The organism is Streptomyces montanisoli (assembly GCF_017813245.1).
Classification (GTDB): domain Bacteria; phylum Actinomycetota; class Actinomycetes; order Streptomycetales; family Streptomycetaceae; genus Streptomyces; species Streptomyces montanisoli.
Genome location: NZ_JAGIQL010000015.1, coordinates 34454 through 49793 on the forward strand (window position 1 = coordinate 34454; position 15340 = coordinate 49793).

Below are 15340 nucleotides of genomic sequence, written 5' to 3' on the forward strand. Positions count from 1 at the left end.
TCCTGCCGCTCGCGCGGTTCGTGCTGCTCGGACACGTGATCACTGTAGTTCCCTGAGCAGGAAGCGCTGCAGCTTGCCCGTGGGCGTGCGGGGGAGCGCGTCGAGGAAGACCACCGCGCGCGGGCTCTTGTACGGCACGAGCCGGTCGCGCACGAAGTCCTTGAGCGCCCGCGCCGTGGCCTCGTCGCGCGCCACGCCCTCGCGCACCACCACGTACGCGGCGACGATCTGGCCGCGCCGCTCGTCCGGGCGGCCGACCACCGCGGCCTCCGCCACGTCCGGGTGGGCGAGCAGCGCGTCCTCGACCTCGGGCCCCGGCACGTTGTAGCCCGCCGAGATGATCATGTCGTCCGCGCGTGCGACGTAGCGCAGGTAGCCGCCGGCCTCGCGCACGTAGGTGTCGCCCGTGATGTTCCAGCCGTGCCTCACGTAGTCGCTCTGCCGCGGGTCCATGAGGTAGCGGCAGCCCACCGGGCCGCGCACCGCGAGCTTGCCGGGCTGCCCGTCGGGCACCTCGGCGCCCGCCCCGTCGACGATCCTGGCCTGCCAGCCCGGCACGGGCAGGCCGGTCGTGCCCGGCCTGATCGCGTCGTCCGCCGCCGAGACGAAGATGTGCAGCAGTTCGGTCGCGCCGATGCCGTTGACGATCCTCAGCCCGGTCCGCTCGTACCAGGCGCGCCAGGTCGCGGCCGGCAGGTTCTCGCCGGCGGACACGCAGCGCCGCAGCGAGGCGGTGTCGTACGCGCCGGGGCGCGCCGCCAGCTCGTCCAGCATCGCGCGGTACGCGGTCGGCGCGGTGAACAGGACCGACACCCGGTGCTCTGAGACCGCCGCCAGCAACTGGCGCGGATGCGCTGCCTCCAGGAGCAGCGACGACGCGCCGGCCCGCAGCGGGAAGACCACGAGGCCGCCGAGGCCGAAGGTGAAGCCGAGCGGCGGGCTGCCCGCGAACACGTCGTCCGGCTCGGGCCGCAGCACGTGGCGCGAGAACGTGTCGGCGATCGCGAGCACGTCACGGTGGAAGTGCATGCACCCCTTGGGCCTGCCGGTGGTGCCCGAGGTGAACGCGATGAGCGCCACGTCGTCGGCCGCCGTGTCCACCGCCTCGTAGGGGCCGTGCGGCGCCGCGGCGAGCGCCAGCAGATTCCCGGGGCCCTCCCCGCCGTACGGCGTGACGCCCAGCCCCGGCACCTGAGCGGCGGCCAGGGCGTCCACGCACCTGGCGTCGCACAAGGCGTGTGAGACGCGGGCGATCGAGCACATCGCGGCCAGCTCGGCCGGCCGCGCCTGCGCGAGCACCGTCACGGCCACCGCGCCGGCCTTCATCACCGCCAGCCAGCACGCCGCGAGGTAGGGGGTGGTGGGCCCGCGCAGCATGACGCGGTTGCCGGGCACGACGCCGAGGCGGCCGGTCAGCACGTGGGCGATCGCGTCGACCCGCTCGCGCAGACGGCCGTACGACCAGACCTCGCCGGACGCGGTGCGCAGCGCGGGCCGCTCGTCGCCGTGCGCGGGCGCCGACGGGTCGAGCAGGGCGGAGCCGCAGTTCACCCGGGCGCCTGGCGCCCGCTCCCGCGGGTCGAGCAGCAGCTCGGGCCATTCACTCGACGGCGGCAGACCGTCGCGCGTGAAGGTGTCGACGTGGGCCGAGGGCGTCAGCTCCATGATTCGCCCCTCATCCTCTCGGGGTCGCCCTACGAGCGTATCGTGAGAGTGACGACAGTCAACGGTCCGCGATAGAAGACGCTGGAAACGGGGCCCCGGATGTCCGCATTCTCGCTCGATCCGGTACAGACCGCGCGGTGCGAGGAGGTGCGCGCCCTGGCGGCAGGGCGGCTGCGCACGATCGCCGGGCAGGGCACACCCGGCCGGGTGAACCGGCCGCTCGTTCGAGCCCTCGGGGACCTCGGGCTGCTCGGGCAGGTGTTCGGCGCGAGCGCGCTCGACCTGTGCCTGCTGCGCGAGTCCCTCGCCTACGGCTGCACGGAGGCGGAGACGGCCCTCGCCCTCCAGGGGCTCGGCGCCGCCGCCGTCGCCCAGGCCGGCACCGAGGGCCAGCGCGGGCGGTGGCTGCCCGCGGTCGCGGAGGGCTCGGCGGTCGCGGCCTTCGCGCTGAGCGAGCCGGGCGCCGGATCGGACGCCGCAGCCCTCGCGCTCGCGGCCTCCCGCGACACCCGCGCCGGCGGCTGGCGCCTGACCGGCGAGAAGTGCTGGATCTCCAACGCGCCCGAGGCCGACTTCTACACGGTCTTCGCCAGGACGGGACCCGAGCCGGGCGCCCGCGGCATCACGGCCTTCCTCGTCCCGGGCGACCGCCCGGGCCTGACGGGCGAGCCGATCGAGATGCTCTCGCCCCATCCCATCGGCTCGCTCACCTTCGACGGCGTGCCCGTGACGCCGGACGACGTGCTCGGCGAGGCCGGCGGCGGGTTCCGCGTCGCCATGAACGCGCTCAACCTCTTCCGCCCGAGCGTCGGCGCCTTCGCCGTGGGCATGGCGGCCGCCGCACTCGACGCCACGCTCGCGCACACGGCGGGGCGCACCGCGTTCGGCGGGCCGCTGAAGGACCTGCAGGCCGTCGCGCACCAGGTCGCCGAGATGGCCACCCGCACCGAGGCCGCCCGCCTGATGGTCCACGCCGCGGCCGCCGCGTACGACGCGCGTGCCGCCCACGTACCGCGCACGTCCGCCATGGCCAAGCTGTTCGCCACCGAGACCGCGCAGTACGTCGTCGACGCGGCCGTGCAACTGCACGGCGCCCGCGCGCTACGCACCGGGCACCTGCTCGAACACCTCTACCGTGAGGTACGCGCGCCCCGCATATACGAGGGCGCGAGCGAGGTCCAGCGCACCATCATCGCCAAGGAGCTGTACGCATGAGCCTGGAGCGGATCAACCCCGGCGAACTCTCCCCGGCCACAGGCTTCTCGCACGCGGTGACCGCCACGGGCGGCACGCTCGTGTTCCTCGCCGGCCAGACCGCGCTGGACGCGGGCGGCGCGCTCGTCGGCACGTCCCTGACGGAGCAGTTCGAGACGGCGCTGACCAACCTGCTCGACGCGCTGGCGGCGGCGGGCGGCGCGCCCGCCGACCTGGCCAGGGTCACGGTCTACGCCACGGACGTCGCCGACTACCGGGCCAACTCCCGCGAGCTCGGCCGCGTCTGGCAACGGCTCGCGGGCCGCGACTACCCGGCCATGGCCGTGGTGGGAGTGGTCAGGCTCTGGGACGAGCAGGCCCTGGTCGAGCTGGACGGCATCGCGGTCCTGCCCTGAGCGGCTGCCGTCATGCCGCCGGCGAAGGCCCCAGCGGCAGCCTGCGGTTGGCGAGGACGGGCAGCGCCTTGCGCACGCGCGCCGCCTCCGCCGGGTCGAACTCGACGGTCAGCAGGCCGGGTTCCCCGTCCATACGTGCCCTGACGACGCCGTCGGGGCCCACCAGGAGGCTGCGTCCCACCCCGTTCGGCGCGGGCGTCGGCGCCTCGGCCTCAGTGCCGGCGGGCAGCGCCTGGTCGACGGCGGCGAGCCACACCGTGGCGTCCAGCGCCCTTGCCCGTACGAGCAGTTCCCACTGGTCGCCCTTGCCGGGTCCCGAACCCCAGGACGCCGGCAGCAGCGAGAGCACCGCGCCGGCGTCGGCGTGCGCGCGGAAGAGCTCGGGGAAGCGCACGTCGTAGCAGGTGGCGAGGCCGACGCGGACACCCGCGACGTCCACCGTCACCACCCGCCGCCCCGCCGCCACCGTGTCCGACTCGCGGTAGCCGAAGGCGTCGTACAGGTGGATCTTGTCGTAGTGCCCGGACACGCCGGGGCCCGTCGCCAGCAGCGTGTTCGCCACCCGCCCGCCGGGCGCGGGCGTGAACATGCCCGCGACGACCGTCACACCGGTCTCCAGCGCCACCTCGCGCACGGCCCCCGCCCACGCACCGTCGACCGTCTCGGCCACGGGACCGAGCGGCACCCCGAAGCGGGCCATCGCCGCCTCGGGAAGCACGGCCAGGTCGGCGCCCTCGTCGGCCGCCCGGCGCACGCACCGCCGGATCTCGGCGAGGTTCTCCCCCGGCTGATCGGTCGAGGCCGTCTGGCACAGGCTGATCCGCATCCGTCTCACTCCTCATTTCGTTGTGGCGGCGGAGGCCCCATGCTCCGCCGGGTACGGCACGCGCGCGGACGCGGGGTGCTCGGCGCCGCCGCGCCCCGCGTCCCGCCCGAGCAGCACGCCCGCGACCGTGACCGCGGCCGCGACCGCCACGTACCCGGCCAGCGGCAGCCACGTGCCGAACGATCCCAGCAGAGCCGTGAAGACGAGCGGGGCGATCGCGCCGCCGATGACACCGGCCCACCGGGATGGTGCGCGACCGGGTAAAGCCTCACTCGTGTGTTGGGCAAGCGCCGGGAAAAAGTACGGTCCGTTTGCCTGCCCTCGCACCCAGGAGCCCCATTGCTCCCTCCCGGGCCCAACGACAAAGCCTGTGACCTTATCTAGTGTGCGCCGTGAACCTGATGTGAAGGCGCGGATTGTCACGGGCGTTCCGGCCTTCTCCGAGCTCCTGCTGAGGGAAGCCATTACATGAGACATTCTGTCGTGCGCCGGGCGCTGTCGGTCGCAGCGGTGCTGACCGTGTCCGCGGTCGGTGCACTGAGCGGTGTCGGCCCGGCGGCCGCCGCCACGCCTTCGTCCGATCCGGTGCTCACCCTGGAGGGGCTGTCTCCGGTGGCGGTCGCCCCGGCGGGCACCCCGGGTGTGGCGAAGACCGTGCAACCGAACTTCTCCTTCCGCACATCGGCGAGGAAGGTGAACGCGCCGATCACTCTGAAGATCGACATCAGCAGGCTCAGCAGAATCGCGCGTGTCTCGTTCTCCGGTAACTGCACTGTGGACGCCGGGATCGCCACCTGCGAGGACCAGGTAACGAGCGATCACCTGACGCCGCGCAGTGGACTGTGGGGCGTGACGCAGATGACCGTGCGCGCTCGTGCCGGTGCCGCCCTGGGAGCTGTCGCGGACTACGGTGTCAGCGGCACGGCCGAGGGCGCCACCGTCGTGGGCGCCACCGGCTCGGTGGAGATCGGTGGGCCCGCCTTCAGCCAGAAGAAGCTCGTGGATCACACCGGCCTCGAGGTCGGCTCCACGGTGCGGGAGCCCGTTCGTTTCACCAACATCGGTGACCGGCCCGCGAGTGCGACGGAGATCCTGCTCGCCGCGTCCCCCGGCGCGACCTTCACCAAGCACTACGCGAACTGCCGGTACAGCATGCGGCCCAGAGACGCCGAGGCCGACCTGGCGCTCTGCACCATCCCCGGTGACGTACCCGTCGGCCAGACCGATGCGCTCAGTGAGCCCGTGCGGCTGCGGATGCGCTCGACCGCGTACTCCACGTACCTGGACACTCTTGTCGCACCCGCCGGTGACCCGGCCTTCGGTGCCTATGTGACGGGGCGGACATGGAAGCAGGGCACCGGCAGCGCCCTGGGGCTCAAGGTGGTCAAGGCCGGAACGGCCTCCGCCGCGCCTGCCGGTGCCGTTTCGCTGCCGGAGACCGGCACGCACAGCGACTACCGGATCGCCGCCCTCTCGGCGGTCAACACCGCCGACTTCGCGGTGACCGGTGGATCGGCGCATGCCGCCCAGGGCGATACGGTCACTTTGACGTTCGGGATGGTGAACAACGGTCCTGCGACCATATTCGACCGTAGCGGGTCGCCCATGGGGGTCGAGATGACGCCGCCGCCTGGTACGACGGTGGTGAGCGCGTCCCGCGGCTGCGAACCGTCCGTCTACGACGACCCGGAAGTCACCGCCCACGGGCCCTACTGGTGCGAGGCGAGTTACCTGGTGCCCGACGGGAAGCGGTACGACTTCTCAGTCACCTTGAGGGTGGACCAAGTCGTCCCGGGAGCACTGGGAAGCGTGAGCATGGGCTGGGGCGAGGAGGGCGGCGCAGGCGGGCGCCCCGCGTTCGACCCCGACGCCGCCGACGATGTGGCGTCACTCGTGCTCAATTGAGGTTCTCGACGACATCCACGGTGCCGGGCTCGGTCCACTGGCCCGTACGTCACGCCCCTGTCCCCGCGTACCGGCCGCTCAGGCCCGGACGTGGTGGGCGGGGGCGACGCCGCGGAGAGCGGCCCGCGGCCGTCGTGGCCACCGCGTCGACCGCGCGCCGCGAGCGCCGTGCGCGTCAACTCGGCCTGAAAACGGCGTCGCACACCCGCGACCCTCGGGCCTACCGGCGGTAACCTCTGTCGCACTGCCTTCCGGGAGGAGCGGGAATGCGACGACGCACCCTCAGTCTCAGAACAGCCGCGGCAGGCGCCGTGATCGCCCTCGGCATGGGGCTCGTCACCCCACTGCCGACGGCCGCGGCGGCTGCCGGCCCCACCGACGACTACTGCCAGAGCCAGTGCGGCGACATCCTGCCGCCCGGCGAGAACGGCAACGCCACCCTCGCCGACATCCTCGCCAACCGCGTGCTCGGCACCCGGCCCGCACACACCAGTGACCAGCTCGGCCCCTACGCCGACCTCGCCTCCGGCTATCAGGGGCTGACCGACGCCAAGATCGGCTCGTTCTACAACGACTCCTCCTTCGGCGTGCCCGAGGACCAGGTCGCCTCCACCTACAGCCCGCGCGCCGACGTCACCATCACCCGTGACAAGGCCACCGGCGTGCCGCACATCAAGGGCACCACCCGCTCGGGCACCGAGTTCGGCGCCGGCTACGCCGCGGCCCACGACCGGCTGTGGCTGATGGACCTCTTCCGCCACGTAGGACGCGGTGAGCTGACCTCGTTCGCCGGTGGCGCGGCCGCCAACCAGGGCCTGGAGCAGCAGTTCTGGCGTGCCGCCCCCTACACGGAGGCCGACCTCCAGGCGCAGGTGGACCACCTCGCCGCCCAAGGGAAACGCGGCGCGCAGGCGCTCGCGGACGCGCAGGCGTACGTCGACGGCATCAACGCCTACATAGCCAAGGCGAAGCCGGGGCGGTACTTCCCCGGCGAGTACGACCTGACGGGCCACATCGACCCCATCACCAACGCCGGGTCCATCGACAAGTTCAAGCTCACCGACCTGATCGCCCTCGCCTCCGTCGTGGGCGCCCTGTTCGGCTCGGGCGGCGGGGGAGAGGTGCAGAGCGCGCTCTCGCTGCAGGCCGCGCAGGCCAAGTACGGCGTCACGCGGGGCACGAAGGTCTGGGAGTCCTTCCGTGAGCGCGACGACCCCGAGGCCGTCCGCACCCTGCACGACGGCCAGACCTTCCCGTACGCCGTCAAACCCGCACACGCACGCGGCACCGCGATGCCCGACCCGGGCTCCGTGACGCAGGAACCGCTCGTGTACGACCGCACCGGGTCCGCCGTGCAGGGCGCGGCGGCCGAGCGCACCCCCGTCAAGGCGCCCGCGAACCTCAAGCCGCTCCAGGGCGTGTTCGACCACGGAGTGCTGCCCGCCGACCTGTTCGCCACCCCGCGCAAGGGCATGTCCAACGCCCTCCTCGTGTCGGCAGCGCACACCGCGAGCGGCCACCCCGTCGCCGTGTTCGGCCCGCAGACCGGGTACTTCGCACCGCAACTCCTCATGCTGGAGGAATTGCAGGGCCCCGGCATCAGCGCACGCGGCGCCGCGTTCGCCGGTCTGAGCCTCTACGTGGAACTCGGCAGGGGCCAGGACTACGCCTGGAGCGCCACCTCCGCCGCCCAGGACGTCACCGACACCTACGCCGTCCAGCTGTGCGACCCGGACGGCGGGACGCCGTCCAAGGACGCCACCTCCTACCTGTGGCACGGCAGTTGCGTGCCGATGGAGAAGCTGGAGCGGACCGATTCCTGGTCGCCGACCCTGGCCGACTCCACCGCCAAGGGCTCCTACCGCATGCAGGTGTACCGCACGAAGTACGGGCCCGTGCAGTACCGCGCCACCATCGACGGCAAACCCGTCGCCTACACCACACTGCGCAGCTCCTACCGGCACGAGGCCGACTCCATCATCGGCTTCCAGATGCTCAACGACCCCGGCTACGTGCACGATCCGGCCACTTTCCAGAGCGCGGCGCAGCACATCGACTACACCTTCAACTGGTTCTACGCCGACAGCCGGCACACCGCCTACTACAACTCGGGCAGCAACCCCGTGCGGGCGCCCGGCGTCGACGCGTCACTTCCCGTGCTGGCGCAACCCGCCTACGAGTGGCGCGGGTTCGACCCGGACGGCAACACCGCCGACTACACGCCGCCCGCACAGCACCCGCACTCCGTCGACCAGGACTACTACGTCTCCTGGAACAACAAGCAGGCCACCGGGTACGACTCCGCCACCTTCGGCAACGGCTCCGTGCACCGCGCGAACCTGCTCGACGACCGGGTCAAGGCGCTCGTCGCCAAGGGCGGTGTGACCCGCGCCCGGCTCACCCGCGCGATGGCCGACGCGGCCGTGACCGACCTGCGGGGCGAGGACGTCCTGCCCGACCTCCTCGCCGTGCTGCGCAGCGCGCCCATCACCGACCCGCAACTGGGCGACACCGTGCAGAAGCTGGAGAACTGGGTGGCCGACGGCAGCAAGCGCCGCGAGACGAGCGAGGGCTCAGGCACCTACGCCGACTCCGACGCGATCCGCGTCATGGACGCGTGGTGGCCCGCGCTCGTCAAGGCCGAGTTCCGGCCCGGCCTCGGCGACGGCCTGTACTCCGCGCTGACCGCCTCGCTCACCGTCGACGAGGCACCCTCCGCGGGCCACGGACCCACCGGCAGCCACGCGGGCAGCGCCTTCCAGTACGGCTGGTGGTCCTACGTCGACAAGGACCTCAGGTCGGTGCTCGGCAAGCCGGTCAGCGGCGCCCTGGGCGAGGAGTACTGCGGCGGCGGCGACCTCTCGGCGTGCCGCACAGTGCTCCTCGACTCGCTGAAGCAGGCGGCGGCCGAGCCCGCGAGCCAGGTCTACCCCGGCGACGACGGCTGCGCGACAGGCGACCAGTGGTGCGCCGACAGCATCGTGCAGCGCCCGCTGGGCGGCGTCACCGACGACCGCATCTCCTGGCAGAACCGGCCCACCTACCAGCAGGTCGTGGAGTTCCCCGCACACCGGTAGCACGACCGGTCACCGGTGCCCCGGGCCCGCCCCGGGGCACCACCGCGGGGGCACAGCCCCACCGCCCCACCCGCGCACCGGCGTCGCACGGGCCCGGGGCGCTATCGGCACACCAACGTCGCGGACGTCTCCGGGGCTTGCTACATTCCGTGTCTCTCGGCTTTCTCATCTTTCTCAGATTCCACGGGTTCCTCAGCAACCCGTGACACCGCACAGGGGTGGGGTTTGAAGCAGCACCGAAGAGACCGCAAGAAGCGGCTCTTGATCTACGGCGTCGCCTCCGGCGTCGTCATCGCGGCCGCCGCCGGCACGGCCGCCCTCGCCGCCCAGGGCACCGCGGCCCCGGAAAGCGTGGCCGCGGACGCGCGTCTGCAGTCACAGTTCGACAGCGCGGCACGTGAGTTCCACGTCCCCGAGAGCGTCCTGATGGCGGTCTCCTACCAGTCGTCGAACTGGGACACCCACGACGGGCAGCCGAGCACCACGGGCTCCTACAACGTCATGGGCCTGACCCAGGTCACGCCGGGCGACGTGGCGACCCCCACCGACCGGCAGCGCCTCGATCACCTCAACATGAGCGGCGACCCGGCCGTCATGAAGCACTTCGACGCCAAGCGCGCGCTCAAGTCGGCACCGCCCGCGGTCGACACCAGCAGTCCGCGGCTGCACACGCTGGACGAGGGCGCCAAGCTCATCGACAAGCCGGCCACCGCCGTGCGACACGACCCGGCCCAGAGCATCCGCGCCGGCGCCGCACTGCTGGCGAAGTACCAGCACGACGCGAAGGGCTCCCTCTCGAAGGACCCGGGCCAGTGGTACGCCGCCGTCGCCCGCTACAGCCAGTCCCCGGACCGCAAGGGTGCCGGGCTGTTCGCCAAGCGCGTCTTCGACACGGTCAAGAGCGGGCAGAGCGACGTCACGGCCGATGGGCAGCAGGTGTCACTGCCGGCCGACCCGTCCGTGAACCCGAACACCGCGTCGAAGGTGCCGCTGGCCTCGCAGGCGGCCCTCACGACGACCCAGGCGCCGGAGTGCCCGTCAGGGCTCGCCTGCGACTTCAAGCCCGCCGCGTTCAAGCAGAACAGCAGCACCTCGGACGACTTCGGCAACTACAACGTGGCCAACCGCCCGTCCGGCGGCGAGGACATCCGCTACATCGTCATCCACGACACCGAGGGCAGCTACGCGGGCTCGGTGGCCAGCTTCCAGAACTCGGCCACGTACGCCAGCACGCACTACCTGATACGCGCGTCCGACGGCCTGGTCACCCAGATGGTGCCGACCAAGGACGAGGCCTGGCACGCCGCCAACAAGACGATCAACATGCACTCGATCGGCATCGAGCACGAGGGCTACGCCATCAAGGCGGGCAGCTGGTACACCCCGTCCGAGTACGAGTCCTCCGCCACGCTCGTGAAGTACCTGGCGGCCCGCTTCGGCATCCCGCTGGACCGCGAGCACATCATCGGCCACGACGAGGTGCCGGGCGTCCTCAACGCCAACGTGGCGACCCAGCACTGGGACCCGGGCCCGTTCTGGGACTGGAACCACTACATGTCCCTGCTCGGCGCCCCCACCGGCGCGAGTGGCGCCGGCGGTCCGCTCAAGGTGGGCCAAGTGGTCCGGGTGGTACCGCCGTTCACGACCGACAACCAGCCGACGATCACCTACGGCGGCAGCACGGTCGCGAAGCAGCCGGCCAACTTCGGCTACCTCTACACCTCGCCCTCGACGAGCTCGGCGAAGATCGCCGACCCCTACATGCCGTCGGTCAGGTCCACCGACGGCCCCAACTGGGGGGACAAGGTCGTGGCCGGCGGCGAGTACGTCGTCGCGGAGACCAAGGGCGGCTGGACCGCCATCTGGTACGGCGGCAGGAAGGCCTGGTTCTGGAACTCCAGCGGCCAGTTCACCTCGCCGGTCGGCAAGAGCGGGACGCCGGTGCTCAAGGCCAAGGCGGGTGCCTCGTCCATCCCGGTGTACGGACGCGCCTACCCGGAGGACGCGGCCTACGCGGGCACCGGAGTGCCCGTGCAGGCGAGCAACAGCGCCTCCCTGACGAAGTACAGCCTTCCGGCGGGCCAGGCCTATGTGCAGGCGGGTCCCGCGAAGGCGGGTGACTACTGGTACGCGGGGACGTTCTCCGGCACCGCGGCCCACGACAGGACCCTGGTCACCGGAACGACGACGTTCTACCCGATCCGCTACAACCACCGCATCGCATGGGTGAAGTCGAGCGACGTGCAGGTGGCCACCAGCACGCCCGCCGACCCGGGCACTGACCGCTACAACGCGGTCGCCCGCGACTCCTCCGGTGTGCTCTGGCAGTACCAGGGGACCGGCAGCGCCACCGCGCCGTTCTTCAAGCGCTACCGCGTCGGCCCCGGCTGGCAGCAGTTCAGCGCGATCACGCCCCTGACCGCGCTGCGGGCCGACGGCACCGGCGACATGGTGGCTCGCGACAAGAGCGGCACGCTCTGGTACTACCGCGGCAGCTCCAACCCGAGTGCGCCGTTCAGGACCAAGGCCAAGGTGGGCACCGGCTGGAACCAGTTCAACGGGATCTGGGGCGCACGCGACCTGACCGGCGACGGCAAGCCCGACATGGTCGCCCGCGACACCTCGGGCATGCTGTGGCTGTACCGCGGCACCGGCACGATGACGAGGCCGTTCCTGACCAAGCAGAAGATCGGCACCGGCTGGAACACCTACAAGATGATGACGTCCACGGGCGACCTCACCGGCGACGGCAAGCCCGACATGGTCGCCCGGGACGCCTCGGGCATGCTGTGGCTCTACCGGGGCACCGGCAACGCGGCAGCGCCGTTCGCGACGCGCACCCAGATCGGGAAGGGCTGGCAGGTGTACAACACACTCGCCGGTCCCAGTGACCTCAACCGCGACGGAATCGGTGACCTCATCGCCCGGGACACCTCCGGCAAGCTGTGGTTCTACCGTGGCACCGGCAAGGCGTCGGCCCCGTTCGCGACGCGCGCCGAGATCGGTACCGGCTGGCAGATCTTCAACCTGCTGGTCTGAACGAGCCGCGGCGCCCGGCGCCCGGCACCTGCCCGCGGGCAGGTGCCGGGCGCCTCACCGCGCCGGACGCGGTGTCGCCGCGATGCCGTTGATCACCGCGTGGAACGCCCAGTCGAAGCGCTGCCCAGGGGCCCCGGAGAAGAGGTCGTCGCCCAGCGCGGCGATCCGCGGGTGCCTCGCGGGGGACGCGCCGGACAGCGCGGCCATGGCCGCGCCGTGCTCCGCCTCCGCGTCGGAGGACTGACCGCGCGAGGAGTGCTCCGCCGCGTCGGCGGTGGCCATCTGCAGCAGGACGTCCACGCCCCACGCGGCCTGCCCTCCCGGCACACCGCCCTCGTGCAGGAGAGCCAGGACACCTTCGACCAGCGCCAGGTAGTTGGGGCCCGAAGGCCGGGCGACCAGGGCGGAGCGCGCGAGGCTCGGGTGCTCGAACAGCACGCTCATGTAGGAGCCGAGCAACCGCACCAGCCGATCGGACCAGTCGTCGACGCCGCCGGCGGCGGGCGACAGGTCGACGGCGCCGAGGCGCTCCTCCAGAATCGCCGCGTGCAGTTCCGCGGTGCCGGCCACGTACACGTACAGCGACGCCGGGCCCGTGTCGAGTTCCTGGGCGAGGCGGCGCATGGTCACGCGCCCCAGCCCCTCGGCCTCCATCAGGCGCACCGCCGTGGCGACGATGCCCTCGTAGGTGAGCGCGGGCTTGGCGGGCCGCTCGCGGCGGCTGCGGGGTGCGGGGGTACTCGGCGTCACACGCCCAGCTTAACGAACGTGTTCGGCGGCGCGGAGAGCCGGCGTCACACGCACGGACCCCGGCGGAGTGCGCGGCCGCGTACCGCCTGCCTACCGTGCTGAGGACGGCGGATGCGGCCGTCCGCGACGGCTGCCCGCGGTCGCCGCGCCGAGGAGCCGGCCGCGTCCCGCGGCCGGCCGCAGCGACCTGCGAGGTGCCAGCCATGGCGGTCGAACGCCGACGCGTGTTGAGGAATCTGTGCGGGGCGACCGCGGCCGGCGCCGCGGGGACCCTGCTCGGCGCCTGCTCCGACACCACGGCGGCCCCGCCGGAGCGGCCCGGGACCGCGTCGCCTTCGCCCGCCGCACGGCACGCGGCGCCCACGAGCGCCGCGTCCCGGGCCGTGGCGTCCCCCGCCGCCCTCCCGCCGCACCTTCCCGACCAGGTGCGGCACGGCCCCCGCGACCGGCCGAACGTGGCGCTGACCTTCCACGGCCAGGGCGAACCGGCCCTGGCCGAGGCGGTCCTGACCACGGCGGAGCGCGCCGGGGCCCATCTCACCGTGCTGGCCGTCGGCACGTGGCTCGACGCCCATCCGGGCATCGCACGGCGCATCCTGTCCGGCGGCCACGACCTCGGCAACCACACGCAGCACCACGTCGACATCTCCGCGATGAACGCGGCGGACGCGTACCGGGAGATCGACGACTGCGCGCGGCGCCTGCGCCGGCTGACCGGCTCGGCCGGCACGTGGTTCCGCCCCTCGCAGGCCGTCCTGGCCACCCCGCTCGTCCAGCGGCAGGCCCGCAAGGCGGGGTACGCGCACTGCCTGTCCTACGACGTGGACTCCCTCGACTACACCGACCCCGGCGCGGACGCCGTGCGCGGGACCGTACTGGCGGCCGTGCGCCCCGGCTCTGTCGTCAGCATGCACCTCGGACACACCGGAACGCTCGAAGCCCTGCCCGGCATCCTCGACGGCCTCCGGGGCCGCGGCCTGAGCGCCGTCACCGCCACGCGGATGGTACGGGCATGAGGCGGCCAAGGGCCCGCGCCGCCCTCCTCGCCATGGTCCTGGCCACCGCCGCGGCCGCCTGCACGAGTTCGGGCGACGGCCACCCGGCGGGCGCCGCCCGCGCCGCGTCCCACCCGGCGGCCCCCTCCGCGACGCGGGCCGCCGTCGGCCCCGGCCAGGACCTGCTGCCCGGCATGCCGCCGCCGCTCGACCCGCACGACCTCTACGCCGCGGACCGCCCCGGCCGGCTCTCGCCCGTCGTCAAGGACTTCCCGTCGCGCGTCTACGTGCCCAACACGAAGTCGGACACGGTCAGCGTCATCGACCCCGCGACGTACAAGGTGATCGCCACCCTGCCGGTGGGGCACGAGCCGCAGCACGTCGTGCCGTCCTGGGACCTGAAGACGCTGTGGGTCAACAACGATCTCGGCAACAGCCTGACGCCCATCGACCCGGCCACCGGCAAGGCGGGCCGCCCGGTCCCGGTGCACGACCCCTACAACCTGTACTTCACCCCGGACGGCAAGTACGCGGTGGTGATGGCGTCCAAGGACCGCCAACTGGTGTTCCGCGACGCGCACACCATGAAGGTCGTGAAGTCGGTGCCCGCCGAGTGCGGCGGCGTCAACCACGCCGACTTCTCGCCCGACGGACGGTACTTCATCGTCTCGTGCGAGTTCTCCGGCGACCTGCTCAAGGTGGACACGGCCCGGATGGAGATCGTCGCGCGGCAGAAACTGCCGATGGCGGGCGCCAAGCCGCAGGACGTCAAGATCTCCCCGGACGGCAAGACGTGGTACGTGGCCGACATGGTGGCCAATGGCGTGTGGACGCTGAACGGCGACACGTTCGGCCGCCCGCACCTGCTGCGTACCGGCAAGGGAGCACACGGCCTGTACGTAAGCCGCGACTCGCGGCGGCTGTACGTCTCCAACCGCGGCGAGGGCTCGATCTCGGTCCTCGACCTCGCCACGGGCAAGCCGGTCGCCAAGTGGCATCTCCCCGGCGGCGGCAGCCCCGACATGGGCGGCGTCTCGGCCGACGGCAAGGTGCTGTGGCTGTCCGGGCGCTACAACTCCGAGGTCTACGCGATCAGTACCGCCGACGGACACCTGATCCACCGCATCAAGGTCGGCGACGGCCCGCACGGCCTGTGCGTGTACCCGCAGCCGGGCCGCTACTCCCTGGGGCACACCGGCGTCTTCCGCTGACCCATGCGGGCACTCGCGCCCCAGGCGTGCGCCCACGTCCCGAAAGCCCGGAGTCGTGCGATTTACAGTGCGGTTCCCGGCGTGCTACTTTTCGGCGGCCGACGCCCATGTGACCTCACCGGGCGCCGGTGGCGCATCAGGCAGCGAAGCCGGTGAAGCCCGTGTCGAGCGGGCCAGTCCGGCGCTGTCCCGCAACTGTGAAGGCCGCCCCACCGCGGCCGAAGCCAGGTCGCCTCCTGCCGCGCCAAGACATCGACCCTCG

11 protein-coding genes are annotated in these 15340 nt (G+C 72.5%); 7 read left to right on the forward strand and 4 right to left on the reverse strand.

What is annotated here, in order from left to right; translation table 11 throughout:
* Nucleotides 1-39: 39 nt before the first annotated feature.
* Nucleotides 40-1665: an AMP-binding protein gene (locus tag JFN87_RS06205; RefSeq protein ID WP_209338868.1), complete on the reverse strand. Its 1626-nt coding sequence runs from the start codon at nt 1663-1665 to the stop codon at nt 40-42.
* Nucleotides 1666-1764: 99 nt separating this feature from the next.
* Here JFN87_RS06205 and JFN87_RS06210 point away from each other — a divergent pair, with 99 nt between their 5' ends.
* Nucleotides 1765-2880, forward strand: coding sequence for an acyl-CoA dehydrogenase family protein (locus tag JFN87_RS06210; protein WP_209338869.1), 1116 nt, complete (start codon nt 1765-1767; stop codon nt 2878-2880).
* Nucleotides 2877-3275, forward strand: coding sequence for a RidA family protein (locus tag JFN87_RS06215; protein ID WP_209338870.1), 399 nt, complete (start codon nt 2877-2879; stop codon nt 3273-3275). The genes JFN87_RS06210 and JFN87_RS06215 overlap by 4 nt, the downstream gene beginning before the upstream one ends.
* A 10-nt stretch (nt 3276-3285) precedes the next feature.
* Here the strand turns inward: JFN87_RS06215 and JFN87_RS06220 are convergent, their stop codons facing one another.
* A complete protein-coding gene (locus tag JFN87_RS06220; RefSeq protein WP_209338871.1) occupies nt 3286-4101 on the reverse strand; it encodes a carbon-nitrogen hydrolase family protein in 816 nt (271 codons plus the stop codon).
* 12 nt (nt 4102-4113) lie between these two features.
* Nucleotides 4114-4428, reverse strand: a complete 315-nt coding sequence (locus tag JFN87_RS34285) for a hypothetical protein (RefSeq protein WP_307865324.1) — start codon at nt 4426-4428, stop codon at nt 4114-4116.
* Between the two features lie 141 nt (nt 4429-4569).
* On the opposite strand from JFN87_RS34285, the gene JFN87_RS06230 reads away from it, so the two are divergent.
* The 3 genes from JFN87_RS06230 (at nt 4570) to JFN87_RS06240 (ending at nt 12122) form a co-directional block, all read left to right on the forward strand.
* A complete protein-coding gene (locus JFN87_RS06230; protein ID WP_209338872.1) occupies nt 4570-6006 on the forward strand; it encodes a hypothetical protein in 1437 nt (478 codons plus the stop codon).
* A 266-nt stretch (nt 6007-6272) separates the two neighbouring features.
* On the forward strand, nt 6273-9083 hold the full coding sequence (locus tag JFN87_RS06235) for a penicillin acylase family protein (protein ID WP_209338873.1): 2811 nt from the start codon (nt 6273-6275) through the stop codon (nt 9081-9083).
* Nucleotides 9084-9308: 225 nt separating this feature from the next.
* Nucleotides 9309-12122, forward strand: coding sequence for an N-acetylmuramoyl-L-alanine amidase (locus JFN87_RS06240; RefSeq protein WP_209338874.1), 2814 nt, complete (start codon nt 9309-9311; stop codon nt 12120-12122).
* A 54-nt stretch (nt 12123-12176) separates the two neighbouring features.
* Here the strand turns inward: JFN87_RS06240 and JFN87_RS06245 are convergent, their stop codons facing one another.
* Nucleotides 12177-12872, reverse strand: a complete 696-nt coding sequence (locus JFN87_RS06245) for a TetR/AcrR family transcriptional regulator (protein WP_209338875.1) — start codon at nt 12870-12872, stop codon at nt 12177-12179.
* 203 nt (nt 12873-13075) lie between these two features.
* On the opposite strand from JFN87_RS06245, the gene JFN87_RS06250 reads away from it, so the two are divergent.
* Together JFN87_RS06250 and JFN87_RS06255 are read left to right on the forward strand one after the other, a co-directional pair.
* On the forward strand, nt 13076-13888 hold the full coding sequence (locus JFN87_RS06250) for a polysaccharide deacetylase family protein (RefSeq protein ID WP_209338876.1): 813 nt from the start codon (nt 13076-13078) through the stop codon (nt 13886-13888).
* Nucleotides 13885-15078 carry a YncE family protein gene (locus tag JFN87_RS06255; RefSeq protein WP_209338877.1) on the forward strand — a complete coding sequence of 398 codons (1194 nt, stop codon included), beginning with the start codon at nt 13885-13887 and terminating at the stop codon, nt 15076-15078. The genes JFN87_RS06250 and JFN87_RS06255 overlap by 4 nt, the downstream gene beginning before the upstream one ends.
* The last annotated feature ends 262 nt before the right edge of the window (nt 15079-15340 follow it).

Excerpts from the sequence above, each read along its gene's own strand:
- JFN87_RS06210 (WP_209338869.1), top strand. The coding sequence starts at position 1,765 with ATGTCCGCATTCTCGCTCGATCCGGTACAGACCGCGCGGTGCGAGGAG.
- JFN87_RS06215 (WP_209338870.1), top strand. The coding sequence starts at position 2,877 with ATGAGCCTGGAGCGGATCAACCCCGGCGAACTCTCCCCGGCCACAGGC.
- JFN87_RS06235 (WP_209338873.1), top strand. The coding sequence starts at position 6,273 with ATGCGACGACGCACCCTCAGTCTCAGAACAGCCGCGGCAGGCGCCGTG.
- JFN87_RS06230 (WP_209338872.1), top strand. The coding sequence starts at position 4,570 with ATGAGACATTCTGTCGTGCGCCGGGCGCTGTCGGTCGCAGCGGTGCTG.
- JFN87_RS06255 (WP_209338877.1), top strand. The coding sequence starts at position 13,885 with ATGAGGCGGCCAAGGGCCCGCGCCGCCCTCCTCGCCATGGTCCTGGCC.
- JFN87_RS06220 (WP_209338871.1), bottom strand. The coding sequence starts at position 4,101 with ATGCGGATCAGCCTGTGCCAGACGGCCTCGACCGATCAGCCGGGGGAG.
- JFN87_RS06250 (WP_209338876.1), top strand. The coding sequence starts at position 13,076 with ATGGCGGTCGAACGCCGACGCGTGTTGAGGAATCTGTGCGGGGCGACC.
- JFN87_RS06205 (WP_209338868.1), bottom strand. The coding sequence starts at position 1,665 with ATGGAGCTGACGCCCTCGGCCCACGTCGACACCTTCACGCGCGACGGT.